Annotated in this window: 21 protein-coding genes; 16 read left to right on the top strand and 5 right to left on the bottom strand. The window is 40.4% G+C overall.

Translation table 11 applies throughout. The features are described from left to right. Positions 1–91: 91 nt before the first annotated feature. Genes J8L73_RS07525 through J8L73_RS07515 form a run of 3 tightly spaced genes read left to right on the top strand, consistent with a single transcriptional unit; the run spans position 92 to position 5,861 of the window. Positions 92–1,951: an alpha-amylase family glycosyl hydrolase gene (locus J8L73_RS07525; protein ID WP_211015835.1), complete on the top strand. Its 1,860-nt coding sequence runs from the start codon at positions 92–94 to the stop codon at positions 1,949–1,951. Further along, entirely contained in the window at positions 1,944–3,440 is a 1,497-nt protein-coding gene (locus tag J8L73_RS07520) for an MFS transporter (RefSeq protein ID WP_211015833.1), read from the top strand. The genes J8L73_RS07525 and J8L73_RS07520 overlap by 8 nt, the downstream gene beginning before the upstream one ends. Before the next feature lie 9 nt (positions 3,441–3,449). After that, complete coding sequence (locus J8L73_RS07515) at positions 3,450–5,861, top strand: glycoside hydrolase family 15 protein (RefSeq protein WP_211015831.1); 2,412 nt, start codon at positions 3,450–3,452, stop codon at positions 5,859–5,861. Between the two features lie 105 nt (positions 5,862–5,966). Here the strand turns inward: J8L73_RS07515 and J8L73_RS07510 are convergent, their stop codons facing one another. Further along, on the bottom strand, positions 5,967–6,983 hold the full coding sequence (locus J8L73_RS07510; protein WP_211015829.1) for a LacI family DNA-binding transcriptional regulator: 1,017 nt from the start codon (positions 6,981–6,983) through the stop codon (positions 5,967–5,969). 279 nt (positions 6,984–7,262) lie between these two features. Here J8L73_RS07510 and glk point away from each other — a divergent pair, with 279 nt between their 5' ends. From glk to gap, 5 genes are all read left to right on the top strand, one after another. Beyond that, the gene (gene glk, locus J8L73_RS07505) at positions 7,263–8,255 is read left to right on the top strand and encodes a glucokinase (RefSeq protein ID WP_211015827.1); all 993 of its coding nucleotides are present in this window, start codon (positions 7,263–7,265) and stop codon (positions 8,253–8,255) included. A gap of 36 nt (positions 8,256–8,291) precedes the next feature. After that, positions 8,292–9,305: a LacI family DNA-binding transcriptional regulator gene (locus J8L73_RS07500; protein ID WP_211015825.1), complete on the top strand. Its 1,014-nt coding sequence runs from the start codon at positions 8,292–8,294 to the stop codon at positions 9,303–9,305. Between the two features lie 323 nt (positions 9,306–9,628). Beyond that, complete coding sequence (gene edd, locus J8L73_RS07495) at positions 9,629–11,479, top strand: phosphogluconate dehydratase (protein ID WP_211015823.1); 1,851 nt, start codon at positions 9,629–9,631, stop codon at positions 11,477–11,479. A gap of 34 nt (positions 11,480–11,513) precedes the next feature. Continuing rightward, positions 11,514–12,134, top strand: a complete 621-nt coding sequence (gene eda, locus J8L73_RS07490) for a bifunctional 4-hydroxy-2-oxoglutarate aldolase/2-dehydro-3-deoxy-phosphogluconate aldolase (protein WP_211015821.1) — start codon at positions 11,514–11,516, stop codon at positions 12,132–12,134. A 9-nt stretch (positions 12,135–12,143) separates the two neighbouring features. Continuing rightward, positions 12,144–13,148, top strand: a complete 1,005-nt coding sequence (gene gap / locus J8L73_RS07485) for a type I glyceraldehyde-3-phosphate dehydrogenase (RefSeq protein WP_211000192.1) — start codon at positions 12,144–12,146, stop codon at positions 13,146–13,148. Positions 13,149–13,214: 66 nt separating this feature from the next. On the opposite strand, the gene J8L73_RS07480 is transcribed toward gap, so the two are convergent. The 3 genes from J8L73_RS07480 to J8L73_RS07470 all read right to left on the bottom strand — a co-directional run bounded on the left by J8L73_RS07480 (position 13,215) and on the right by J8L73_RS07470 (position 17,174). Next, positions 13,215–14,510 (bottom strand): leucine-rich repeat-containing protein kinase family protein, encoded by a 1,296-nt coding sequence (locus tag J8L73_RS07480; RefSeq protein ID WP_211015819.1) that lies wholly within the window; start codon positions 14,508–14,510, stop codon positions 13,215–13,217. 74 nt (positions 14,511–14,584) lie between these two features. Next, the gene (locus tag J8L73_RS07475; RefSeq protein ID WP_211015817.1) at positions 14,585–15,298 is read right to left on the bottom strand and encodes a YebC/PmpR family DNA-binding transcriptional regulator; all 714 of its coding nucleotides are present in this window, start codon (positions 15,296–15,298) and stop codon (positions 14,585–14,587) included. Between the two features lie 94 nt (positions 15,299–15,392). Further along, positions 15,393–17,174 (bottom strand): ABC transporter ATP-binding protein/permease, encoded by a 1,782-nt coding sequence (locus J8L73_RS07470; protein WP_211015815.1) that lies wholly within the window; start codon positions 17,172–17,174, stop codon positions 15,393–15,395. Positions 17,175–17,279: 105 nt separating this feature from the next. On the opposite strand from J8L73_RS07470, the gene J8L73_RS07465 reads away from it, so the two are divergent. From J8L73_RS07465 to J8L73_RS07435, 7 genes are all read left to right on the top strand, one after another. Beyond that, positions 17,280–17,741 (top strand): hypothetical protein, encoded by a 462-nt coding sequence (locus J8L73_RS07465; protein ID WP_211015813.1) that lies wholly within the window; start codon positions 17,280–17,282, stop codon positions 17,739–17,741. A 110-nt stretch (positions 17,742–17,851) separates the two neighbouring features. Continuing rightward, positions 17,852–19,690, top strand: coding sequence for a protein translocase subunit SecD (gene secD, locus J8L73_RS07460; protein ID WP_211015811.1), 1,839 nt, complete (start codon positions 17,852–17,854; stop codon positions 19,688–19,690). Then, a complete protein-coding gene (gene secF / locus J8L73_RS07455) occupies positions 19,683–20,618 on the top strand; it encodes a protein translocase subunit SecF (RefSeq protein WP_211015809.1) in 936 nt (311 codons plus the stop codon). Before secD ends, secF begins: the two co-directional genes overlap by 8 nt. 114 nt (positions 20,619–20,732) lie before the next feature. Next, the gene (locus J8L73_RS07450; protein ID WP_211015807.1) at positions 20,733–21,209 is read left to right on the top strand and encodes a GreA/GreB family elongation factor; all 477 of its coding nucleotides are present in this window, start codon (positions 20,733–20,735) and stop codon (positions 21,207–21,209) included. Between the two features lie 244 nt (positions 21,210–21,453). Further along, positions 21,454–22,224: a hypothetical protein gene (locus J8L73_RS07445; protein ID WP_211015805.1), complete on the top strand. Its 771-nt coding sequence runs from the start codon at positions 21,454–21,456 to the stop codon at positions 22,222–22,224. Positions 22,225–22,289: 65 nt separating this feature from the next. After that, the gene (locus J8L73_RS07440; protein ID WP_211015803.1) at positions 22,290–22,811 is read left to right on the top strand and encodes a hypothetical protein; all 522 of its coding nucleotides are present in this window, start codon (positions 22,290–22,292) and stop codon (positions 22,809–22,811) included. Positions 22,812–23,411: 600 nt separating this feature from the next. Continuing rightward, the gene (locus J8L73_RS07435; RefSeq protein ID WP_247659597.1) at positions 23,412–23,813 is read left to right on the top strand and encodes a hypothetical protein; all 402 of its coding nucleotides are present in this window, start codon (positions 23,412–23,414) and stop codon (positions 23,811–23,813) included. Between the two features lie 67 nt (positions 23,814–23,880). On the opposite strand, the gene J8L73_RS07430 is transcribed toward J8L73_RS07435, so the two are convergent. Further along, the gene (locus J8L73_RS07430) at positions 23,881–24,219 is read right to left on the bottom strand and encodes a zinc ribbon domain-containing protein YjdM (protein ID WP_211015801.1); all 339 of its coding nucleotides are present in this window, start codon (positions 24,217–24,219) and stop codon (positions 23,881–23,883) included. 304 nt (positions 24,220–24,523) lie between these two features. On the opposite strand from J8L73_RS07430, the gene J8L73_RS07425 reads away from it, so the two are divergent. Further along, positions 24,524–25,918, top strand: a complete 1,395-nt coding sequence (locus J8L73_RS07425) for a RimK family protein (protein ID WP_211015799.1) — start codon at positions 24,524–24,526, stop codon at positions 25,916–25,918. Positions 25,919–25,920: the final 2 nt, after the last annotated feature.

The raw sequence follows: 25,920 nt of genomic DNA, 5'->3' as shown, positions 1-25,920 counted from the left end.
TAGTTTACCTGAATACGTATGCAGCAACTGTATGGTTGCTGCACTAATCTTTAGTATAAAGTTAATAACAATACTGACAAAAAGACACACAATGAAAAAATCAGTTTATGTACCCGCAATACTGTGTAGCGCACTTATTGCTATGGGTTGCTCAGAAAGTAACAAACCCGAGCAACCACAAGCGCCAGCACAAACACAAAACGAATTAACCAAGCCTGTTGTATACCAAGTATTTACCCGCCTATTTGGTAATACCAACACGTCTAATACGCCATGGGGCACTAAAGAGCAAAATGGTGTAGGCAAATTTGCCGACTTTAACGACGCAGCTTTAAAAGGTATAAAAGAGTTGGGTACTACACATGTTTGGTACACCGGCGTGCTTCATCATGCGTTAGTTGGTGATTACACTGATTATGGGGTTTCTCAAGATGACCCTGATGTAGTTAAAGGCAGAGCAGGCTCACCGTATGCTATTAAAGACTACTACGATGTAAATCCTGATTTAGCAGTTAATATTACTCAGCGCATGGATGAATTTAGCGCACTTATTGAGCGTACACATAACCACGGTATGAAGGTAATTATTGATATAGTGCCTAACCATGTAGCACGAAATTACCAATCCCTTGGCAAACCTAAAGGCGTTAAAGACTTTGGCGCGCAAGACGACACCACTAAAGCGTACGATAAAAATAATAACTTTTACTACGTACCAGGGCAGTCTTTTCAGGTGCCAACATCGCCAGAGTATAAAGTTTTAGGGGGTAATGAGCACCCACTAGCGGATGGCTTTTTTGATGAAACGCCCGCTAAATGGACAGGTAATGGTGCCCGTACCCCAAAACCCGATATAAACGATTGGTACGAAACAGTAAAAGTTAATTATGGCGTAAAGCCTGATGGCAGCTACGACTTTGTTCAATTGCCAAGTGAATACAAAAATAAAGACTACCGTGCTCATTATGCATTTTGGCAAGATAAAGAGCTCCCTAACAGCTGGTACAAATTTAGAGATATAGCACTTTTTTGGCTCGATAAAGGCGTTGATGGCTTTAGATATGATATGGCCGAAATGGTGCCTGTAGAGTTTTGGAGTTTTTTAAATTCGTCGATAAAAATGCAAAAAAGCGATGCCTTTTTGTTAGCTGAAGTGTACAACCCGCTAATGTACCGTGCGTATATTCAGCAAGGTAAAATGGACTACCTTTACGACAAAGTAGGCTTTTACGACACACTAAAAGCCATTATGCAGGGTAAGCAAGATGCTAATACTATTTTTGCAGCCCAAAGCCAAGTTGCTGATATTGAAGCGCACATGCTGCACTTTTTAGAAAACCACGACGAGCAACGTATCGCAAGCCCTGATTTTGCAGGTAACGCTGCGTGGGGTAAACCGGCTATGGTGGTTTCTAACTTAATGAGCCGCGCACCCACGTTATTATATTTTGGTCAAGATGTGGGAGAAGATGGCTCAGAAAACGCAGGATTTGGCACAGCTACACGCACCAGTATTTTTGATTACATTGGCGTACCGGCGCATCAAGCGTGGATGAATAACGGCAAGTTTGACGGCGCTAATTTAACAAAAGAGCAGTCGGCACTTCGTGATTACTATAAAGCCATTATGTCACTTAATAGTTTACCTGCTGTGGTTGGGGGTGAAATGACCGAGCTTAGCGTAACAGGAAGCGAGCGAGTTGTTGGCTTTATGCGCAAACTTGGCCAACAAACGCTGTACGTTTTAAGTAACTTTAGCAAACAACCTCAAACTATTACGGTTAACTTATCAAAAGCGCAACTTGTGGCACCTAGCGAACACACCCAATTGCATGACTTACTTGATCAGCACATCACCGAGATCACATCAGGGTCGCAAGGCGCCACATTTACACTCACACTTGATGCATTTAGCAGCGCAGTATTAACAAATAAGGCTAATAATGAATAATCAAAATAATAGCGACAAGCCAAATCTAAGCTTTTGGCAAATATGGAACATGTGTTTTGGCTTTTTAGGTATACAGTTTGGTTTTGCTCTGCAAAACGGTAATGTGAGCCGTATATTTCAAACATTAGGCGCCCAAGTAGATGATATACCCATTTTATGGGTTGCAGCACCGCTTACCGGTTTAATTGTACAGCCAATTATTGGTTACTGGAGCGACAAAACATGGGGTCGTTTTGGCCGCCGTCGTCCGTTTTTCTTTGTAGGGGCGGTGTTAACAACGCTTTCATTATTTATTATGCCGCACTCGCCTACACTTTGGATTGCCGCAGGTATGTTATGGATTATGGATGCGTCAATCAACGTGACCATGGAACCGTTTAGAGCACTTGTAGGCGATAACTTGCCAGAAAAACAGCGCGCTAACGGTTACGGTTTGCAAAGCTTTTTTATTGGTATTGGTGCGGTACTCGCCTCAGCATTACCATGGATGATGACTAATTGGTTTGATGTAAGCAATACCGCAGCGCCAGGGCAAATTCCTGAGTCTGTTAAATACTCATTTTATTGGGGTGGGGTTGTGTTACTAGTGGCTGTGCTTTGGACCGTTGCACGTACAAAAGAGTACAGCCCAGAGCAATTAGCTGAGTTTGAAAAGCAAAGTGCTCAACTTACTACCAGCAAGCTGGTTGATATTAACTTTAATAAAGGCGCCATTATTTTTGTGGTGTTAGGTTTAGCAACCCTTGCATTAGTAATGGGGTTATCGCTTGAAAAAGAGCTTTACCTACTTGCTGGTGGTTTACTAGCGTTTGGTATTGTGCAGTGGATTGCAGCGGCGCTTAAAAGTGCGAATAAAACCCAAGGTGGTTTTTACCAAGTAGTACAAGATGTATTTACTATGCCAGAGGCCATGAAGCAGCTTGCATGGGTGCAGTTTTTTAGTTGGTTTACGTTATTTGCCATGTGGATTTACACCACCGCCGCGGTAACAAGCTTTCATTATGGTAGTAGCGATGGAACTTCTAAAGCATTTAACGATGGTGCAGATTGGGTGGGTATTTTATTTGCCGCTTACAATGGTTTTGCCGCTATTGCCGCAATGTGTATTCCGTTTTTAGTTAAAAAAATGGGGTTAAAAGGCGCCCATTGTTTTAATTTATTACTGGGCGCATTAGGCCTTGCAAGCTTTATGTTTATTCAAGACCCTAAGATGTTACTTATACCTATGATTGGGGTGGGCTTTGCGTGGGCGTCTATATTATCGCTGCCTTACGCCATGTTAAGTAACGCCTTACCAAGTAACAAAATGGGCGTTTACATGGGTATTTTTAACTTCTTTATTGTTATACCGCAGTTACTTGCCGCCAGTATTTTAGGGCTTATTTTGCGTCACGCATTTTCAAATCAGCCTATTTACGCATTATTAATTGGCGCAGCCTCGTTCGTTGTTGCCGGCATTGCTGTAATGCGCGTTAAAAATTCACATTAAGGACACACAATGAAAAAATATAACCTTATAACTGCCTCACTCTTAACATTAGGTTTAACTGCCTGTGGAGCACAAAACACAAGCACAGATAATAAAAATACCGCTGCACAGGTGAAATCGGCACCTGGCGCACCAGGTGTAGAGCCATTTTGGGCTTATGCAGGTAAAACCGGTATTGGTACATCGTACGAGCAATACCAAAAAGGCCAATACAGTGATTCAGCTGCAACGGGCGATGTATCTAAGGTGTGGTTTTCAATTGCTAAAGGCATGATCACCGAAACTATGTTTGGGCTTATCCACCAAGCGCAAATTAAAGACATGCAGTTTGTTGTTACAGGTAAAGACTTTACTGTAACCGAAGCTGATGAATTAGATGTCACTATAGATTACTTATACAAAGATGCGCAAAGGCGCCCACTTTCGCTTGCATACAAAGTAACAAGCACTGATAAACAAGGGCGTTTTAGCCTAGAAAAACACATATTTACCGACCCTGATGGGCAAACATTATTTGTTCGCAGTGTGTTTAACACTGAACTTGAAGGGTTAAAAGCCTATATTGTTGTAAACCCTTACATAAACAACAACGGGTTAGGTGACTTTGCTAAAACGACTGAGCAAGGGCTTGTTGCATGGGAAGACGATAACTATTTATCGCTTCAAGCAGCAACCCCTTTTAAAGCTAAAACGGTAGGCTTTACGGGTGAAAGTGATGGTATTAACGCACTTAAAACAACTCAAGCGCTAAACACTCATTATACAAATACTGGCGAAACAGCAGGTAACGTAAGCATGTTGGCAGAGCTTGGTGAAATAAGCGCTAACACCACCTTCGATTTAGCACTTAGCTTTGGTAAAACGCAGCAGCAAAGTATACAGCAAGGCGAGCAAAGCTTAGCAAAAGGCTATCAAGCGGTGCTTGATCACTACAATGGCAAGGGTGAAGCGCTCGGCTGGCAAGATTACCTACAAAGCCTTAAACCACTTAATATCATGGTTGAGCAAACCGCCGATAACGGTAAGCTTTTATACACCAGTGCCATGGTTTTAAAGGCACAAGAAGATAAAACCAATGCCGGTGCGCTTATTGCGTCATTGTCAAACCCTTGGGGCGAAACCGTATCTGCTAAAGAAGGTTCTACCGGTTATAAAGCGGTATGGGTGCGCGACTTTTACCAAGTAGCCATGGCATTTATGGCGCTCGGCGATACCGCCACCGCAAAAACAGCATTCGAATACCTTGAAAAAGTACAAGTAAACAGCAAAACACCGGGCAATAACGGCGATACAGGCTGGTTTTTACAAAAAACACATGTAGATGGTGAGCTTGAATGGGTAGGTGTACAACTAGATCAAACAGCTATGCCTATAATGCTTGCTTGGAAGTTACACAAAGCCAATGTACTCAGCGATGAAGAGCTAAAAAGTTGGTACAGCAAAATGTTAAAACCAGCAGCTGATTTTTTAGTTGATGGCGGCCTTGCTAAAATTTTATGGAACGACACGCAAATTACACCACCGGCAACCCAACAAGAACGCTGGGAAGAGCAAGAAGGTTATTCGCCTTCGACTACTGCGGCAATAATAGCTGGCCTTATTACAGCCAGTGATATAGCAACGCTTAGTGGCGATGATAAAAACGCAAAGCGCTACCTTACAACGGCTAAAAAGTACAACAACGATATTGAATCGCACATGTTTACCACTAAAGGTAACTTAAAAGGCGAAAATAGTGATGGCGAATACTTTATACGTATAGGCCAAGATACCGATGCTAACTCAAACACTAAAATTAATGCTAATAATGGCCGCGAAGGGTTTAATAAAAAGCAAATTTTAGATGGCGGGTTTTTAGAGCTAGTACGCTATGGCGTACGCGGTGCTAATGACGAAAGCATTGTTAAAACACTGCCTGAGTACGATGACGAAACGCTTGAAGATAACCTACAAGTTAAATACAGCTTTAGTTTTGACGATGGCAGCGGCACCTTTGCAGGCTACCGCCGCTACGGTAATGACGGTTACGGCGAAGATGAAGTAACAGGCACTAACTATGCAGAGGGTGGTAGCAATACACCAGGGCAACGCGGTCGTGTGTGGCCATTTTTCACTGGTGAACGTGGCCACTATGAAATAGCTGCTGCCAATGCAAACAACGCCCTTGATGATGCTAAACAAGCGCAAATTAAAAACAGCTATGTTAAAGGCTTGGAGCAATTTGCCAATAATGGTCTTATGTTACCAGAACAAGTATGGGATGGCGTAGGTGTAAATAAAGCAGGGTATGAGCTAGGCGAGGGCACTAATTCAGCAACACCATTGGCATGGACTCACGCTGAGTACGTTAAACTGGTACGTTCATTGAGCGATAAACAAGTATGGGATCATTACCCAGTTGTAGAGGACGCCTTAAAGTAAAGTTACTTTGAAAGAAAAATTAAAAGCCACGGTTTATAGCCGTGGCTTTTAGGTTAAAAGGATGCTTGAACATTAATTGGTTATATTAGTTTTAGTTATAGCGACTTAGCTGCTCCCCCTAGCAATTAATGCTGGTGGTAAAAGGGTGCTTTGCACTTCTTCTTCACGTATTAATTTAAGTAGGTTTTCTACTAGCATTTGACCTGCAACGGTGGTGTCTTGCGCTATGGTAGTAAGTGGTGGATTTATGTAGCTTGCAATGGCTATGTTATCAAAGCCTACAACGGCCACATCAGTAGGTACTTTTATGTTAGCTTCTTTAAGTGCGCGAATTGCACCAATGGCTATTAAATCACTCGCTGCAAAAAGTGCGTTAAATTTAATATTATTAGCTATAAGTGAGCGTGTTGCATGATAGCCCGACTCTTCAGTAGAGATAGCATTAGCCATTTTTCGCTCATTTATAGTTACGTTATTAGCTAATAGCTCGTCTTTAAAGCCTTCAAAGCGGGCAAAAAACTCTGGGCTATGATCAGATGCATCACCAATAAATGCACAATCTGTGCGGCTATGGGCAATTAAATGGCCTGCTGCAAGTTTACCACCGCCGTAATTATCACAACATACTGTGAGATCAGGGCGGTTATCTACAGTGGCCCCCCAGCATACAAACTTGGTGTTTTGATCCAGCAGGGTTTTAAACTTTGGCTGAAAGTCTATGTAATCACCGTAACCGAGTAAAATAATACCATCGGCTCTGTGGCTGTCCTCGTAATCGGCTTGCCAATCAGCACTTGCTGATTGAAACGAAACCAGTAAATCGTAACCTTCTTTTGCACACGCGCGGGTAATGCTGCCAAGCATCGATAAAAAGAACGGGTTTATTTGCGATTCATCAGAAGTAGGGTCTTCAAATAATAATAAGGCTAGGGTACTACTTTGCTGTGTGCGTAGGTTACTTGCGTTTTTATCAACTTTATAATTGAGTTGTTTTGCTATGTCGTGCACACGTTTGCGTGTTTCTTCATTAACAAGAGGGCTATTACGTAAAGCACGAGATACCGTTGATTGTGAAACCCCTGCATGATGGGCAATGTCAAATGAGGTGGCTTTACCTTTCATTGTTACAACTTAATTAAATGCTAAATAATTGTGTCATTTTCGACTATTAATGAATTATTTCAAGCTTTTTAAGATTTATTATTGATCTAATCCTGACACCGGTGTCATAATGCAAGTGTTTTATCATTTTGTTGTCAGAACGTATTAGTTGCAATTTTAAATAGCAGCCTTTTTTACTGTGATAGCTACTTTGAGGTGATAGCTCAAAGTATATAAATAACAATGCAAAGCCATTGTAAAATAATAAGCATAAGCCGCTTACACAAAAGAGATAATACCATGAACCAAAATCCTTCTGCCCAGTTTAACCCTATCTTAGTTGCTGATATAGGGGGCACCAATGCGCGCTTTGCATTAATTACCGATTTTAACGAGCAATTAAACCAATTTGTTATTGAGCATATTAACATATTCCCTAGCGCAACCTTTGGTTCTTTAGAAAGTGCACTTGAACAATATTTAACAACTATTCCTCATATTAAACCAACACATGCGTGTCTAGCTGTTGCAGGCCCTATAAAAGCAGGGCAAGTACATTTAACAAATTTAGGTTGGCATTTTAGTGTTAACGAATTTAAAGCACAATTTAATTTAATTCAGTTAGAAGTAATTAATGATTTTGCAGCCTTTGCTTATGCAGCCCCTTACTTAGACTCAACGCAAAATATTACGATTAAATCAGGCCAAGCCGATGCTAACGCTAATATAGGTGTAATGGGACCCGGTACTGGTTTTGGCGCAGCGTGTTTAGTGCGTACAGCACAATCTACAGCAGTGTTGAGCTCTGAAGGCGGCCATATGACGCTTGCTCCAGTAAACGAGCTTGACTCTTTATTAATAAGTGAGCTTCGTAAAGAGCACCCTCATGTTTCTGTTGAAACTGTTTTTTCAGGCCCAGGTATTACCCATTTATACACAGCAATGGCTGCGGTGAAAGGTGTTAAACCTAAAAATTTAGATGCAGCGCAAATCAGTAGCCTGGCTAACAGTGGCGAGTGTGAAGTGTGTGATGCAACCCTAAACCAGTTTTGTGATTGGATAGGCAGTGTGGCTGGCGACTTAGCTGTTGCATACGGTGCATTAGGTGGCTTGTTTATAGGCGGTGGGATTTTACCTCGAATGCAAAGCCGATTATTAGAAAGTCGTTTTGTAGAGCGTTTTTCGCAAAAAGGCGTAATGTCACAATATGCGAGTCAGATTCCAGTTACGCTGGTAACGCAAGATAACATTCCACTTATTGGCGCTGGTGCATGTTTATATAACAGCAAATAGTTTTTTGTTTAATGGTTGTATTTGGATAACGAACAAATGAAAAAAGTAACCATAAATAGTGTAGCAAGCCATGCGGGCGTTTCTAAAAAAACAGTATCGCGGGTTTTAAATAACGAGCCTAACGTAAGTGCTGCCACACGCGAAAAAGTGCTCAAAGTATTTAAAGAGCTTGATTATACGCCAAACCCAATAGCACGCGGACTTGCTCAAAATCGTAGCTTTATTATTGGCTGTTTGTACGACAATCCAAGTAAAAGCTATATAACACGTGTACAAACAGGTGCGCTTGCTGCGTGCAAAGAGAATAATTACAACTTATTAATACACCCCTGCGAATTACGTGGTGACGATTTAATTAACGATATAGAACAGTTATTACAAACATCACGCTTAGATGGCGTTGTGCTTACTCCACCATTTGGTGATTTTGAAAAGCTCGCTAATTTTTTAAAAGCTAAAAAAATACCGTATGCACGGGTTGCATCAGCACTGCTTGAAGATGATTCAATTTCAGTTCGTAGCAACGACGAGCAGGGCGCGTATGAAATTACTGAGCATTTAATTTCGCTTGGTCACAAATCTATTGCCTTTATTAAAGGGCACCCTGATCACAGTGCTACTCAGCAGCGCTTTAAAGGTTACAGGCGAGCTTTAGCAAGCCACGGGATTGAATTTGACGAGCGTTTAGTTGAAGAGGGTAACTTTAGTTATCACTCTGGTGTAGACAGTGCACGCAGTATTTTAGATTTATCGCCAAGGCCTACGGCTGTATTTGCATCGAACGATTACATGGCGGCGGCGGTACTTAAGCTTGCTACACAGCGTCAATTAAAAGTGCCAGATGACATTTCTATAGCGGGGTTTGATAACGCGCCAATTGCACGCCACATTTGGCCAGGCTTAACAACTATTGCACAGCCAGTTGAAGAAATGACTAAACAGGCTGTAACGCAGCTTATTTCGCATATTTCACAACCTCAAGAACAGCCGTATCAGGTAACTCTTGAATCACGACTAATAACGCGAGAGTCCACAGCGGTCATAAAGTAAACTTTATTTGTTTTTCACAGTAACCCGAATATGAGTGACGCTTATTCGGGTTTTTTTTGTGCGGATTTTAGTAAATAAACTAAAATTACTATGTTCATTAATTGGTCACGTTAAAATTTCACACTATTTTTGTTACCCAGGGTTGACACCGGTGTCAATGCTATGCGTTAATACAGTGACACCGGTGTCAGGGTTGTTGTGAGAGGCTCCCTGGTAGCGTACCTTTGAACGGGTAAATCAAAGATGCTCAGGGCAGTTATTTACGTGGAGTCTGTAATTGCTACTGAGCCTTTTTCCTCTAACTGATAGAGATGAGCTAAATTATGTTGCACCCTCGCATTGAAGAAGTCACCCAACGCGTTATCGAACGCAGTAAACAAACCCGTCAAGATTATTTAGATCGTATTTCGCACGCAAAAAAACAAACAAGAGTTCGTGCAGGACTAGGCTGCGGAAACATCGCTCACGTTATGGCTGCATGTAGCAGCGACGACAAAGCGCGCTTAAAGGCTGATGAGCAGCCAAATCTTGCTATTATCAACTCATATAACGATATGCTTTCGGCTCATGTGCCATACAAAGACTACCCAGATTTAATTAAAGACCTTGCAACTAAGTACGACGCAACAGCACAAGTTGCTGGTGGCGTACCTGCAATGTGTGATGGTGTTACGCAAGGGCGTGACGGCATGGAACTATCGCTTTTTTCTCGCGATGTTATTGCTATGTCTACAGCGGTTTCATTATCGCATGACGTATTTGACGGCGTATTTTGTTTAGGCGTATGTGACAAAATTGTCCCAGGTTTATTAATTGGCGCATTATCATTTGGCCATTTACCTGTGTTCTTTTTACCAGCAGGCCCAATGCAATCTGGTATCCCAAATAAAGAAAAAGCACGTATTCGTCAAAAGTTTGCACAAGGCTTAGTAAGTCGTGAAGATTTATTAGAGGCTGAAAGCGCGTCTTACCACAGCGCGGGTACTTGTACGTTTTACGGTACCGCTAACTCAAACCAAATGCTTATGGAAATAATGGGCTTACACCTTCCTGGTAGCTCATTTATCAACCCATACACAGAGCTTCGCGATGGACTAACAGGTAATGCTGTAGAAACCATGCTTAAGCAGCTTACAGATGATAAAGAAAGCCCATGTTTAGCAGATGTGATCAGCGAAAAAACCATTATTAATGGTTTAGTTGGCTTACTTTCAACAGGTGGCTCTACTAACCACGCTATTCATATTGTTGCTATTGCAAAAGCGGCTGGTATTCAAGTTACTTGGAAAGACATGTCTGATTTATCAGAAGTTGTTCCACTACTTACGCGTATCTACCCGAACGGCTCAGCAGATGTAAATCACTTCCAAGCTGCAGGCGGAATGGGCTTTTTAATGCGTGAACTTGCAAGCGCTGGCTATTTACATACCGATGTTAAAACAATGCTAGGTGATGGCCTTGCACCGTACATGACAGAGCCGCGTCTTGATAAAGATGAAAGCTTAATCATGAGCGATTCAAATGGCCCAACTAAAGTTAAATGGGTAGATTGTCCTGAAAACTCTCTAGATGAAGAAGTACTTCGCCCAATAAACAACCCATTTAGCAAGCAAGGTGGCTTACAACTACTTACTGGCAACTTAGGTAAAGCAGTAATTAAAGTATCCGCTGTAGCAACCGAGCACCAAGTAGTAACAGCGCCTGCTAAAGTATTTAGCTCACAAGGCGAACTGCAAGAGGCATATAGCCGTGGTGAGTTAAACCAAGACTTTATTGCTGTGCTTAAAGAGCAAGGCCCTAAAGCTAAAGGTATGCCAGAGCTTCATAAATTAACGCCGGTAATGGCAACCCTTCAAGACGAAGGCTTTAAAGTAGCCATTGTTACTGATGGTCGTATGTCGGGTGCATCAGGTAAAGTGCCTGCTGCAATCCACTTAGCGCCAGAAGCTGTTGAAGGTGGCATTATTGCAAAAATTCACGAAGGTGATTTAGTAACTCTAGATGCGCCTAACGGAATATTAAAAGTACATGTTAGCGATGAAGAACTTGCTAAGCGTGAACTACAACTTAGCCAACCAAGCTTAACGTTTGGTACAGGCCGAGAGTTATTTACTGGATTTAGAAATATTGTAAGCAGCGCCGATTTAGGTGCAAGTGCTTTTGGACTTGAATAATAATTGCCACACACTGGGTAATGAGGAACAAGTAATGAGTATTGAAAAAATCTTAGCATCGGCACCCGTAGTGCCAGTGGTTGTAATCGAAAAATTAGAAGATGCAGCACCACTTGCTAGAGCGTTATATAACGGCGGCTTAAAAGCCCTTGAAATCACGCTACGTACACCTATTGCAGCACAAGCTGTAAAGCTTATGAAAGCAGAAGTTCCAGAGGCTTTCGTTGGTACTGGTACGGTAGTAGATAAAGCAAGCTTTGACGCTTCAGTAGAGGCCGGTGCAGATTTTATGGTTAGCCCGGGCGTAAGTGACGAGCTTATTGAATTGGCTAAAACGTCAAATATTCCATTTTTACCAGGCGCTGCAACTGCAAGTGAAGTTATGCAGTTAGCTAGCAATGGTTTTAAGTTTTTAAAATTCTTCCCAGCTGAAGCTGCAGGCGGAACGGCAATGCTTAAATCTATTGGTGGCCCATTACCACATATTACTTTTTGTCCAACAGGTGGCATTAGCTTAGCAACCGCGCCTAACTACTTAGCACTAGATAATGTTATCTGTGTTGGTGGTACGTGGATGCTAGATAAACAACTAATTGAAAATAAAGACTGGCAAGCCATTGAAGCGCTTGCTCGCCAAGCAAGTGAACTTAAATAGGAGTCTAAAATGATTAATGTAGCAATTAACGGTTATGGCCGTATCGGTCGCAATGTATTACGTGCACTTTACGAGTCAGCACAAAACAGTGAAATTAAAATTGTAGCAATCAACGATTTAGCACCGGCTAACGTAAATGCACACTTAACACAGTTTGACTCAGTGCATGGTCAATTTTCTCAAAAAGTAACATTATCAGATAACACTATGTTAATTGGTGATGATGTAATTACGCTTACTCAAGAGCGTGACCCTGCAAACTTACCGTGGAAAGAGCTAAATGTAGATATCGTTTTAGAATGTACGGGCTTTTTCACTAAGCGCGAAGACGCGGCTAAGCACATTACAGCTGGCGCTAAAAAAGTGATTGTATCTGCACCTGGTAAAGATCTAGACGCAACTGTAGTACACGGTGTTAACAGCGACGTGATTAACACTGATAGCAACATTATCTCTAACGCTTCTTGTACTACTAACTGTTTAGCGCCAATTGCAAAAGCAATTAACGATACAGTAGGTATTGAGCAAGGTAGCATGACTACAATTCATGCTTATACAAACGATCAAAACCTATCTGACGTTTACCACCCAGATTTATACCGTGCACGTAGTGCAACACAGTCTATGATCCCAACTAAAACAGGTGCTGCTGCAGCTGTTGGCCTAGTACTTCCTGAGCTTGCAGGTAAATTAGACGGTATGTCGGTACGTGTACCTACTATCAATGTTTCTTTAGTTGATTTTACGTTTATCACTAAACGTGACACTACAGCTGAAGAAATCAACGAAGTAATGAAAGCCGCAGCAACAGGTTCAATGAAAGAAATCTTAGAGTACAACGAGCTTCCGCTTGTTTCTATTGATTTTAACCACAACCCAGCGTCATCAATTTTTGATGCAACGCAAACTAAAGCTGATGGCAAACTAGTTAAAGTAATGGCTTGGTACGATAACGAATGGGGTTTCTCAAACCGCATGTTAGACCAAGTTAAAGCATTAGGTCAGTACTTATAATCGACCGCGTAAAAGTTTAGCTTTATCCAACCAAGCCTGCATTACGCAGGCTTTTTTTTGATTTATTTATACTAAGTCGTTTAATAAAGCGCTTAGCGCTTTAAAGTTTGGGCGAGACGCAATAGCGGTATTTATAGCACGTGCGGCTATATCGGACATTTTAGCAAACAATTCACTTTGCTTATCTTTTGTGCTAACAGTACTTAGTAAATCCTCAATAAAACACCCAAAAGCGCGTACTTCTATTAACTGCATTTGCTGTTGCTGATACCCGCTAAGCATAGTTAAGTTTGTAGCCGCACCAAAATCGCCAAATAAAACATCATATTGTTCATTTATCATAGTGTTGTGTGCGTAAATATCACCATGGCTTACGTAATTATCATGTAGGTGAGCAAGCGTATTTGCCATCTGTTTTGCTATTTTATAAACAGCTTCAATAGGGTAATTACAACCGTCATTAAATGTATCGCGCGTACACGTTTCTAAACTTGGTGGTAAACCTAAATTTGCATAATTGGTATCTATTAATTCCATTACTAAGCCAAGTTGTGTGCTGTGCTCTATGTAGCTCAATACATTGATTAGATTAATATGACTGCCAGCCTGTAGGCAGCAGTTTACTTCATCAAGTGGGTAGCCATCGCTTGTAATTGCTCCTTTAAAAAGCTTTACCGCCACATTGTTATTTTCTGCATTTGCAAGGTGTATAACGCCCGATGCACCTTGGCCTATTACTTTTTTAAGCTGAAAATTTTCAAGCGGGGTATTTTTTAAAGTACTTTTAGTTAAGCACTGAGCTTTATTAAATTCATTACCTGCAAAGGCAAGCCAAGCAAGTTTTGGTAATTCTAGTAGCCAATCATCAATTTTTGTTAAGTTGTTTGCAGAGAGCCTTACAAGTTCTAAATTAGTACAGTTAGCCAGGCTTATAGGTAATTGTTTTAGGCTATTACCAGCCAGCGCAAGCTTTTTAAGCTGTGTGTAATTACCAAAGTCTTCGGGTAATTCACTTAACGTGTTATCGGTGAGTATTAACCATTCAATATTTTTTGGTAGGCTGCTTAGTGCAAACTCTGAAATTTGATTACCTTTAAACGCGACCATAATTAGAGCAGGGCATTTAGCGAGTACTTTAGGAATATACTTAAACTGGTTAAACGATAAAAACACGCGCTTTAAGCGGTGTAAACAAGCAAATTCTGTAGGTAAATCCGATAAATTATTATTTGATAAATCGAGTACTTCTAAAGTATCTGCAAGGGTAAAAATTTCGTGAGGAAATTCAGTCAGCTCTTCAACAAGTTGTAAGCGTGTTACGCCATTTAACTTACCGGCTTTAAGCTCTGCAAGGGTATTCATAAATTTTCACAAGCCTTTTAAAATGAAAAAGCCAACATCACTGTTGGCTTAAAGTCGTTCTTATCTACTAAGCTTTAAAATTGTGCATTGTGGTACACGTTTTGTACGTCGTCACAATCTTCAAGCATAGCTAAAAAGCGTTCCATTACTTCAACATCTTCACCTTCAATAGGCGCTTCAATTTGTGGAACAAAGGCAATTAAGTCTTCGTCAAACTCTGTAATACCCATTTCTTCAAGTGCTGTACGTGTGTTGTTGTATTCAGTATGCGGAGCAAAAACAGTTACTTTGCCGCCTTCTACTTCTACATCTGTTACATCTACATCAGCCATCATTAATGCTTCTAGGACAGCTTCGTCGTCATCACCGTCAAAAACAAAAATAGCAAGGTGATCAAATAAATGAGAAACCGAATTTTGTGCGCCAATTTTAGCATTTGCTTTAGTAAAACAAACACGTACATCAGCAAAGGTACGTTTGTTGTTATCGGTTAAACAATCAACAATAATCATACAGTTACCTGGGCCGTAGCCTTCGTAACGAGTTGCTGCGTAATCTTCACCGCCACCACCTTTTGCTTTTTCAATTGCGCGCTCAATTACGTGTGCTGGTACTTGGTCTTTTTTTGCACGTTCAATTAAACGGCGTAATGATAGATTACCATCTGTATCTACACCGCCATTTTTAGCACAAATATAAATTTCTTTACCGTACTTAGAGTAAACTTTAGTTTTAGCACCCGCAGTTTTAGCCATTGAATCTTTTTTGTTTTGGTAAGCTCTTCCCATCTGCGTTTCGCCTTAATGTATTTAAATAATAGAATAAAATTGCAAGGCGGTATTCTAAAGGTAAAGCGGCCTTATCGCCAGTAAATAGGGTTAATTAATCTTCCTGCTGTTGTAATTGCCACATTTGAGCATATTGGCCATTTTGTAATAAAAGTGTTGAATGCGTGCCTTGCTCAACTAGTTTTCCTTTGTTAAAAACCAGTATGTTATCGGCGTCGATAATGGTAGAGAGCCTATGAGCAATCACCACGCTAGTATGGTTTTGAGTAACTGCACGCATTGCATTTAATATTGCTTGCTCAGCGTGCGAGTCGAGTGCTGAGGTTGCTTCATCAAATATTAAAACAGGGGAGCGTTTTAAAATAGCGCGTGCGATTGCAATACGTTGTTTTTCACCGCCTGATACTTTTAAACCTCGTTCGCCAACCAGTGTTTTATCGCCGTTTTCTAATGTTGAAATAAAGTCTTTTAAGTGTGCCATTTCAATGGCTTTATCTATTTCAGCATCGCTCGCTGATGGCCTGCCATAGGCTATGTTTTCACGTATAGTGGTGTTAAATAACACAGTGTCTTGTGGCACTATAGCAATGGCGCTACGCAGGCTATTAAGTGTAACTGAATCTATGGCTTGGTTATCTATAGTAATAGTGCCCGAGCTCACATCGTAAAAGCGATAAAGTAACCGTGCTAATGAGCTTTTACCTGCGCCACTTGCTCCTACAACCGCTACTTTACTGCCTGCTTTTATTTTAAAGCTAATATCATTGAGTATTGGACGACTAGCATTGTAACTAAAGCTCACATTCTTAAACGCTATGTCGCCGTTGGTAAGTATTAGGTTTTGGGCATTAGGCTGCTCAGTTACCTGCGGCTTTTTATTAAGTAAGCCCAGCATGTTTTCTAAATCGGTAAGAGCGCGCCTTATTTCACGATATACAAATCCCAAAAAGTTAAGCGGTAAAAATAATTGGATCATGTATGCATTTATCATTACAAGTTCACCAATTGTTAAAGCGCCTGTTACCACTTCTTTGGCGCCTAACCACATAAGCGCCGTTATAGCACTGGCAATAATTAATGCCTGGCCAGAATTAAGCGCAAGTAACGACATTCTATTTTTTAAACGGGCGGTTTCCCAGTTTGCTAAAAATGAGTCGTATGTTTTGGCCTCAAATTCTTCGTTATTAAAGTATTTTACTGTCTCGTAGTTAAGAAGGCTGTCTATAGCGCGGGTATTACTTAAATTATCAGCAGCGTTTGCCTCGCGTATAAAGCGGTTTCGCCACTGCGTTACTTTTACGGTAAAGGTAATATAAATAGCAACCGCTAATAAGGTTATTAACGCAAACCAAACAGAAAATAGCGTCCCAAAAATAATAGCAACGGTGAGTATTTCAAACAGGGTTGGTACAATGTTAAACATTAAAAAACGCATTAAAAAGCTTAACCCGCTTGTACCGCGTTCTATATCGCGGCTTATTCCGCCGGTTTGTCTATCTAAATGAAAGGCAAGCTCAAGCGAGTGTAAATGTTTAAAAACTTTTAAACCAATATCGCGCATAGCGTGCTCTGTTACACGAGAGAACACCGCATCGCGTACTTCGCCTAAAAAAACACTTGCAAACCTAAGTCCACCATACATAAGCAGTAGTAACGCGGGAATAACTAAAATTGGATTAATTGATTTATCTACCGAGTCGATAATCTCTTTTAGCGCCCAAGGCATTAAAAGGGTTGCGCCTTTAGCACCAATAAGCGCTAATAGAGCAATAAATACTCGCCCTTTAAATTTAGTAATGTAAGGCCATAGCGTTTTAATGCTTTGTTTTAAGGTCATGGCGTCGGCGCGTTTTTCTGTACTGTGCTTGGAGCGCATTAAAAGCCTCGGTAAAATTAAATTGAATACTAAATAGATATGCATTGTATTTTAAATACTTGCCCTTATATACTACGCATCCCTTATTTTAGTTTTAAAATAATCATGTTTAAATTTCGTGTGTTTATAACTGCCTTTTTGCTACTTGCTGCACTTTTTAGTGTGCAGAGTAACGCTGCGCAAACAACACAAAATTTAAACCCTGCTGTAAGTTCACATATTTTATTTACAGATGCCGTTGATATAACTAAAACAGAGCCTGTCACAGAGTCTGCAGGCGTACCTACGCATAAAAAAACGCATCAAACTGACTTTTCAGCTCACCAGCCACGTCTAACAGCTAACAATTCATCGTTTTTTTTGCATAGTGTACAAAATGAACCAGAATACGACGTTGTTTATGAGTTTTTTGCGCAGCATCTTGTTAGGCAAATATTTTTACGCCCTCAAGCGGTAAACGTTATTCAGCCTTGGTATACGTTTGTGCACAATAGTAAAAAATCCCGTTTAAGTGGCTGGAAAGATGCCAACTTACTCTATAGAGCTGTAACTACTTACCACACTTAATTTTTCTTATTTAATTTTTATTAGGTTTTAACGTTTTACGTTTAAGCCTTGAGATTAATTGTGCTTTAAAAAGCACGTTGCCAGTAATTTTATGGCAATAAGGAAAAATCATGTTAAGTGTAAAAAAAGATCAAAAGCCATTTATGGCTAAATTTAAATTGAGCTATATAGCCATGCTTATTGTGTTGGTTTTATTAGCCATTAGCGCACTACCTAACTTATATCCTAATAAATCGTGGTTGCATGTAAGCAACGCGCCACATAGTGAAACACAAGTCGTGCCAAGCACTAAAACATTAGTTACTTTTTTAAATAACCAAGGATTAGAAGTAGAGCAAGGGCTTGATAAGCAATCAACTATAAATATTCTGTTAAACGAGCCAACTAAAAGCGCCCAAGCGCAAGCGGCCATAAAGGCGCAGTACCCAAACACACAAGTTAAAATTGTAGAGCATGCTACAAGCCCATTATGGCTACAAGAATTTGGTTTATCGCCTATAAAGCTAGGCCTTGATTTAAACGGTGGCGTGTTATTTGTACTCGACGTAGATTTAGATAAAGCTGTTGGTGAGCAATTAGTGAGTGCGTATCAGCAAGCTAAGTCAATTATAGTTAAGCAAAAAGCGCACGGTCTTAAAGCGCAGCAAACTGAGCATGGCTTTGAAATCAACGCTCTGCCTAATGCGGTGCAAAAACTTAACCCAGTGATTGATGAGCTACAAAGTCGTTTTGCTAATTTAGCTGTCACAACAACCAGCAATGGCAATGTTAAAAATGCAAAATTTAGCTACTCAGAGCAAGGGCGCAGCAACTTTGATAAAGAAGTAATGAGCCAAACGCTTACTACGCTTCGCTCACGCATTGAAGAATTAGGTATTACCGAAGCCGTAACACAGCGTCAAGGTAAACAGCGTATACGTATTGAGCTACCAGGCGTGCAAGACCCAACCGAGGCAAAGCGCATTATTGGCGCGACTGCATCACTTGGGTTTTATCAGTTAAAAGAAGTGGGTGGCAAAACATTTAATATGCAGTCTGGTGGCACCATAAACCTTGATCCTGTGCCTATTTTTACCGGCGATCATATTAATAATGCCAACATAGGGCGCGATGACTGGGGTAAACCCCTTGTGCAACTTAGCCTAGATGGGCAAGGCGGCGATGCCATGTCGACGTTTTCAAAAGCTAATATTGGTAAGCCTATGGCCACGGTTTACTCTGAGTACTCTCAAAACGCAAGCGGTGAAACCGTTAAAAAAAGTGAAGTTATAAACGTGGCTAATATTGCTCAGCATTTAAGTTCACGTTTTAGCATTACCAATATGAAAAGCCAGCAAGCAGCGGCCGATTTAGCCCTGTTATTACGAGCAGGCTCACTAACCGCGCCAGTAACAATAGTGCATGAACAAACAATAGGGCCAAGCCTTGGCAGCGAAAATATTAGTAATGGTTTAGCTGCATTAATGCTTGGTATGGGTATTACACTTGCCTTTATGGCGCTGTGGTATCGCCGCTTAGGGCTTATTGCAAACGTAGCGCTGCTGTTAAATTTAACGTCGCTCGTTGGCCTAATGTCGTTATTACCGGGGGTTGTATTAACCCTTCCGGGTATTGCTGGGCTTGTGCTCACTATTGGTATGGCGGTAGATACCAACGTTATTATATTTGAACGAATTAAAGAAGAGCGCCGTAAAGGGCGTACGCCATACCAAGCAATTCAAGAGGGGTATAAACAGGCGGCCAATACGATATTTGATGCCAATATAACCACTATGATCACCGCGCTTATTTTATACGGCATAGGTTACGGGCCAGTTAAAGGCTTTGCCATAACATTGGCACTTGGTTTAATAACCTCTGTATTTACAGGTGTGTACGTATCAAAAATATTAAGCCAAACGTTATATTTAAAAATGGCTAAAAAAGCAGGAGTAAATGCACATGCTTAACACTTTTTTAAAGGGCGAGGCGGGCACGCGTCTGCGTTTTTCAGGCATGCTTTTGAGCGCCATACTTGTATTGCTATCGGTATTTACGCTTAGTCAAAAAGGGCTTAATTTTGGCCTAGACTTTACCGGTGGCTACCTAACGGAGTTTACCACCAGCCAAAGTGTTGAGCTAAAAGAGCTTAAATCGTTTATTACTAAAAATCACAATGGTGAGTTTGAGCTAACCGCGCAAGGCAATAGCCATTATCAACTACGCGAAGCGCCTAGCGATTCTGTAAACAGTGACCGAAGTGATTGGCAAAATGCAGTTACTCAAAACGCAGATATAAACGCAGAGGTTTTATCGTCAGCGTATATTGGATCACAAGTGGGTGATGAACTGTTTGAGCAAGGTTGTTTAGCCCTGTTTTCAGCTATGATTGCAGTAATGCTTTATTTAGCTGTACGGTTTGAATGGCGTTTAGCCGTAGGCTCAGTAGTTGCGTTAGTACATGATTTATTACTTGTGCTGGGGCTATTTTCGCTATTACAACTTGAGTTTAATTTAACCGTACTTGCCAGTTTACTCGCCATTATAGGTTACTCACTTAACGACTCAATAATAGTAGGTGATAGAGTACGCGAGCTTTTACGTGTTAAATCTAATAATGCACTTAGCCCTGCAAGTATTATAAATAGCGCGATAAAAAGTACTTTAACACGCACACTTATTACATCGGGTACCACACTTGCAACGGTTGCCAGCGTTTGGTTACTCGCAGGCGCACCATTACAGGGCTTTGCCATTGCATTATTTACTGGCATTGTAGTGGGTACGTTTTCTTCTATTTGTATTGCGGCTACCTTACCAGAGCTTTTAGGGTTAAGTGCTAAAAACTACGAAGAAAAACTAGATGTAAAAACCCAAGCATTAATGGATATGCCATAAATTTGGGTTTACATAACTAAGTAAACATAACGGCGCTTAAAATAATGGTTTTAAGCGCCTTATAACGTTAAAATTAACCACATAGTTTACAGTATTGGTTATTAGCGCTCCCTCATGAATAAAACCCACGTAATTGAACACCTTAAATTTGCACTTGAAGCACAATTAAACAGCGCAAAACAAGCTGCCAAAGCCGCGCACGACGCCGCAACTCACGAAGAAAGCGTTGCAGAAACACAATACGACACACTAGGACTCGAAGCCGCTTATTTAGCACAAGGCCAAGCCGAGCGTGTAAACGAATGCTACAAAAGCATTAAACAGTTTGAAGCCATTTATAAAGAGCCCAATCATAATAAAGTGATTATAAGCTCACTCGTTTGTTTGGAAGATGAAAGTGCCTCACAAAAATGGTTTTATTTAGGGCCAGCCGCAGGCGGCTTAACGGTTGAAGTAAAAGAGCAAACTATTCAAGTTGTTACACCCGAAGCACCGCTGGGTAAACAACTTTTAGGCAAGCAGTTTGACGATGAAGTAAGCCTAAGTATTGCAGGCAAAAGCCATGAATATGATGTGGTAGAAATTTTATAAAACATTGGTTTTATATGTAGGTCGGATAAGCGAAGCGCCATCCGACAAAGCCAATTTTGTCTCATAACATTATTAAAAGCAGTTTAGGTGTCTTTTACCAACAGAGACTTTGTAACATACGTAATTAATTGTTTACATTAGAGTTGTTTGGTGGAATTATTGAGTGATGAAATATGCTCCGTTTTGGTGTGTTATAAACCACCGAAATGGTGTTTAATGAGGTGTTAGCTATTGGAGGGCGTTGGTGGAAAAGGTTGAAGAAAAAATTTATAGGTTTCGAACTTATAACAGGGCTATGATTGCCGCTGCTTTGTCTAAATCTAACCGTTGTCACCAAGGACTTCCGGCAAAACTTCTGCTTTGTTCAATTTTTGATTCCCTTTCGATTGCCGCTTTTCCTAATGAGACTGCTGTGGGAAAGCGCTATCGACAAACCGTATCTAAGCACTCTGGCTGGGCATATCATGACAGGGTTAGTTTGTTACAGCTTTGTGGCGTTCTCGACGGTCTCTCTCAGGTACCTAGTTCCTTCTCAGCTCTTAACTGTTGGGCGCAAACTGAGAAGCACAAGAGGTTCGCTGTTTCGAACGGACTGTTGTCAAGCCATAAAGGGCTAGAAGCTGACCCGACACTTCAGGAGGTTCTTGCTGAGTGGCCGCACCAGAGTATTGATCAACCAGAAAAACTCGATGGGAAATTTCTACCATCCAAATTCACGCATAAAAATATGCTTTGGATGTATAGGAACAAACTGGCTCACGAGTTCAGCTTGCCTGGCACAGGGGCAGAGTCCCCTTTCAGAATGGAGTTTGCTCCTTACTATCAAGAGGTTTCAATGCTATCCGATATAGACCCTGTGAGTGGTTTAATTTTCAGCAACAGATGGGAGCTAGTCTACCCAACCGGTTTTTTTGTTCAGATTGCGAAGAGTAGCCTCGAAAGCATCTTTACAGATTACCGTATTAGCGGTACAAACCCTTTTCTAAGTTACCAAGAGAGCAGCTTGTGGCTGTAACGCCAGTAGTCCAGTGATGGCGAGCGTTAGGTTGTTATATGGAATATTGTAAGCGTAAGAAGCCTATGAAACTGCTCACTATTTTTGCTTTTGGATTTTTAATATTTGGGTGTTCTGATGATCTTAATCCATTCAAAGAAAGCTCAGTAAAAAGAGCTGAAGATTTTTTGTCAGAGCATCATCGAGATCTAAAGCAGTTAATTAACCTTGCTGAGAAGCAAAACTTTTCGGTTATTCAATGGGTTGACGAAGGTGAAGGGCGAAATATACAAGTAAGTGTCGTTTCAATGAAAGGAGTAAAAAGCAAAATAGAAGTTACTGATAAAAGACTTAATACATTCATTGCATTTGCAAAAAGTAAAGGAATTAAAGTGCTTTGGCTTCAATACTTTGATGAAGTCTGGTTTGTTAGAAAAGCTTTTTCCTATTCCGAAAGTGGAAACCATCAAGAAGGCTACTTTTCCTATGGTGACCCTTCAAATACAAAACTTTGCTATTTAGGTGAAGAGGATATGGGATTCAAACTGCTTAGTGAAAATGAACCAAATTGGTTTATGATCAAATGTAATGTCTCTAACGCCCCCTAAAAATGATAGCCAAGTGGAAAAGTAGTTTGCTAGTGTAGTTTTGCTTAAACACTATAGTGTAGACAGCTGTTTAAAGCAGTTTAGTTCGCACGTTTAACATCTTTCTGGTATGAGGTGCATTTGAATCAATTTAAATCGAATCTAAAATCAACATTAAAGTTTGCATCTTTGATGTATTTTACTACAGCAATATACATAATTATTGATTCTTTACTGGAAAATAAATATGAAAATGCTTTAATTCCGCTCTACATGTTCTTTCTGTTACCGACTATTGTCTTTTCAGTTTATGTATTTTCCAGGTTGGAAAATATACAGCTTAATAAATGCTTAAAAGCAGTGTTTTTCTCTGTGTTGAGTACTTTGACCTTAATTGTTTCTTATGCAATTGGTAATTATTTAGATACCCAAGAGCTAGATATTAATTCTATATTTCGCATTTCAATATTAAGTTTAATTGTTCACATATTGCTGTATATCCAGTTACAGTGGTCCTGTAATAGTGCTAAATAACAAGCTAATCTTTAAGGACAAAAAATTCACTTTTTCTTTCATCAACATTTTCCCATCATTGGGGTTTTAGGTAAACAAGGTAGTATTTTGATTCATAGGTTTTTATTAATATCTGCGATGATCTTTTTATTATCAGCTTGCACTACAGGAAAGCTTTATTACACGAAGGCTTCTGGCGAACGTGTTTTAGGGTGTGATGTGGAGTTTGTTGGTTTACCAAGCGTTGACAAGTTTGCGGTTGAATATGCACTTAGCCTTTGCGCGAAAAGCTCTGTGAAAAAAGGGTATTCCATAGATAAAGAAAAGGAATACCTACTTACCCTAGATCTTCAAATTCCAGAGCCAAAATGTGGTGAGTCATGGAACCATAAGTCGGCAAAAGAGCAGTACAAAACTGGCAAATTGTCAAAGAAGGAATATGGTTATATTGTTGCTCACATAGACTTGGGTTTAGCGGCTGTTAACGAATGCTCACCAATAACTAAATAAAATCAATCATTTCGATCTTTTTGGCGAGACATGCAGGATGGCTCCGCCATTTATCCGGCTTACCCAGCTAGTTAGCCTTTTTCACAAACTTCGCTGTGACCATCATTTCGCCAATGCCATCTACTTTACAATCTAGCTCGTGATCTTTTTTATCAAGCACACGCCTTACGACCGCTTTGGTGCCAATTTTAATAACTTGCGAGCTGCCTTTAATTTTTAAATCTTTGGCTACGGTTACTTTATCGCCATCAGTAAGTAGGGTGCCGTTGGCATCTTTAACTAAAATTGCGTCTTCATCGCTTGTCGTATTTGGGTTCCATTCATAGGCGCATTCAGGGCACATAAGCAGTTGTTGGTCTTCGTAAACATATTCAGATTGGCACTGTGGGCAGGCAGGATGTGACATTTATAACGCTCATAAAATAGTAATTTTGCGTATTTTAATCTGCATTAATAGGAAAATATAGTTAATCAATATTTTTTATCTTCACGCTAAAAATATCTCGTTTGTATGGTTTTTAAAAAGGGCATATAAAGCAGATGTCGCTTAAGCAATTTAAGCGCTAACACTTACAGTAGGTATTTGTTAAAGCACCCATCGTGTTGAGTGATACGCGCAATGCTCACTTAGTACGATGGGTGTTTCTATTTATAGTGCTGAGTATTTTATTAGGCATGCTTTTTATATTTTGACTTAACTAGGAAAAGTCGTGTTTAAAACCTTAATAGTGGTTGATAACAACGAGCAAACACTTGCTCAATTGTTCGAAAATGTAATTACGTTTAATAGTTACTTACGTGATTACCCAAAACATAATGAACCTAAAACCCGCATTATTAATTTATGCGACTCAAGCCAATACTTGAGTAAGGGTTATTATTGCTCGTTGCTTGCAGAGGCCCGCAAACACCAAGTATTACCCAGTGTTAAAACAATAAACGCGCTTCGAGGCGGCCAAGCACCTATGTTAAATGTTGGTCAAATTGATGGCGCAGTATATTTTGGTAATGCGCTAAATGAATTACAGAGTAAAGCGGCTAAATCGGTATTTAAACAATACCCAGCGCCTATTTTATTTGTAGATGAGCAAGGTTTGTTACAGCAAGGTTCGCTTTGCTCTTTAAACGAGGAGCAATACAGCAATTTTGTAGCAAAACTAAATACGTTTACCCAAACACAATGGCGCATTGGAAATGTGCAACGCCGTTTTAGATGGGATATGGCAATACTTGTTGATCATAACGAAAAAGTACCACCGAGTGATAAAGACGCCATTGCCCGTTTTATAAAAGCAGCGGCTAAACATGGTATTAATGCACAAGCATTAAGCTTTGAAGAAATAGACAATATTGCCCAGTTTGATGCGTTATTTATTCGCCAAACAACAGCGATTGACCACTCAACGTATCGCCTTGCAAGCAAAGCGCAAAGCCTAGGTTTAGTGGTAATTGATGATGCTGAGTCTATTTTACGTTGTTGTAATAAAGTGTATTTACACGATGCGTTTAATTATCAAAAAGTGCCTAGTTTAAAAACCGTGGTAGTGGCTGATAAATCAGCGCAAACGCTTGAGCAATTAGAAGAGGCGTTTACCTATCCGCTGGTTTTAAAAATGCCTGAAGGGTCGTTCTCAAAAGGGGTGTTTAAAGTTGCAAACCGCAGTGAGCTTGAAGCTAAATTAACCGAGCTGTTTGAATATAGCGCATTGGTACTTGCACAAGAATACATGTACACAGAATACGATTGGCGAGTAGGTGTATTAAATGGCCGCGCTATTTATGCGTGTCGCTACTTAATGGCACGAAACCATTGGCAAATTTATAATCACGATGCTAAACGGTTTTTCTCTGGTGGTTTTGAAACGCTACCTACCTTTGAGTTACCAAAAGCCGTATTAGAGGCCGCTTTAAAAGCGTGTAAAACAGTGGGTAAAGGGTTATATGGCGTAGATGTTAAAGAACATCAGGGCCGTGCTTATGTGCTTGAAGTAAATGACAATCCAAGTATTGATCACAAAGTTGAAGACGGCTATTTAGGCGATGAGCTATACATGATCATTATGGATGAATTTAAACAACGTTTAGAAGCACGAGGCCGTGGGTAATA

It is taken from the genome of Pseudoalteromonas sp. MMG006, assembly GCF_018101025.1.
Lineage (GTDB): Bacteria > Pseudomonadota > Gammaproteobacteria > Enterobacterales > Alteromonadaceae > Pseudoalteromonas.
Note: the sequence above shows the minus strand (reverse complement) of the source record. Positions and strands in the feature narration are given on the sequence as shown.

What these genes read in the sequence shown, in the direction of transcription:
- glk (WP_211015827.1), top strand. Translation starts at nt 7,263, where the DNA reads ATGAACCAAAATCCTTCTGCCCAGTTTAACCCTATCTTAGTTGCTGAT.
- J8L73_RS07475 (WP_211015817.1), bottom strand. Translation starts at nt 15,298, where the DNA reads ATGGGAAGAGCTTACCAAAACAAAAAAGATTCAATGGCTAAAACTGCG.
- J8L73_RS07440 (WP_211015803.1), top strand. Translation starts at nt 22,290, where the DNA reads ATGAAACTGCTCACTATTTTTGCTTTTGGATTTTTAATATTTGGGTGT.
- J8L73_RS07525 (WP_211015835.1), top strand. Translation starts at nt 92, where the DNA reads ATGAAAAAATCAGTTTATGTACCCGCAATACTGTGTAGCGCACTTATT.
- J8L73_RS07450 (WP_211015807.1), top strand. Translation starts at nt 20,733, where the DNA reads ATGAATAAAACCCACGTAATTGAACACCTTAAATTTGCACTTGAAGCA.
- J8L73_RS07520 (WP_211015833.1), top strand. Translation starts at nt 1,944, where the DNA reads ATGAATAATCAAAATAATAGCGACAAGCCAAATCTAAGCTTTTGGCAA.
- secD (WP_211015811.1), top strand. Translation starts at nt 17,852, where the DNA reads ATGTTAAGTGTAAAAAAAGATCAAAAGCCATTTATGGCTAAATTTAAA.
- J8L73_RS07500 (WP_211015825.1), top strand. Translation starts at nt 8,292, where the DNA reads ATGAAAAAAGTAACCATAAATAGTGTAGCAAGCCATGCGGGCGTTTCT.
- J8L73_RS07515 (WP_211015831.1), top strand. Translation starts at nt 3,450, where the DNA reads ATGAAAAAATATAACCTTATAACTGCCTCACTCTTAACATTAGGTTTA.
- edd (WP_211015823.1), top strand. Translation starts at nt 9,629, where the DNA reads ATGTTGCACCCTCGCATTGAAGAAGTCACCCAACGCGTTATCGAACGC.
- J8L73_RS07430 (WP_211015801.1), bottom strand. Translation starts at nt 24,219, where the DNA reads ATGTCACATCCTGCCTGCCCACAGTGCCAATCTGAATATGTTTACGAA.
- J8L73_RS07480 (WP_211015819.1), bottom strand. Translation starts at nt 14,510, where the DNA reads ATGAATACCCTTGCAGAGCTTAAAGCCGGTAAGTTAAATGGCGTAACA.
- gap (WP_211000192.1), top strand. Translation starts at nt 12,144, where the DNA reads ATGATTAATGTAGCAATTAACGGTTATGGCCGTATCGGTCGCAATGTA.
- J8L73_RS07465 (WP_211015813.1), top strand. Translation starts at nt 17,280, where the DNA reads ATGTTTAAATTTCGTGTGTTTATAACTGCCTTTTTGCTACTTGCTGCA.
- eda (WP_211015821.1), top strand. Translation starts at nt 11,514, where the DNA reads ATGAGTATTGAAAAAATCTTAGCATCGGCACCCGTAGTGCCAGTGGTT.
- J8L73_RS07510 (WP_211015829.1), bottom strand. Translation starts at nt 6,983, where the DNA reads ATGAAAGGTAAAGCCACCTCATTTGACATTGCCCATCATGCAGGGGTT.
- secF (WP_211015809.1), top strand. Translation starts at nt 19,683, where the DNA reads ATGCTTAACACTTTTTTAAAGGGCGAGGCGGGCACGCGTCTGCGTTTT.
- J8L73_RS07470 (WP_211015815.1), bottom strand. Translation starts at nt 17,174, where the DNA reads ATGCGCTCCAAGCACAGTACAGAAAAACGCGCCGACGCCATGACCTTA.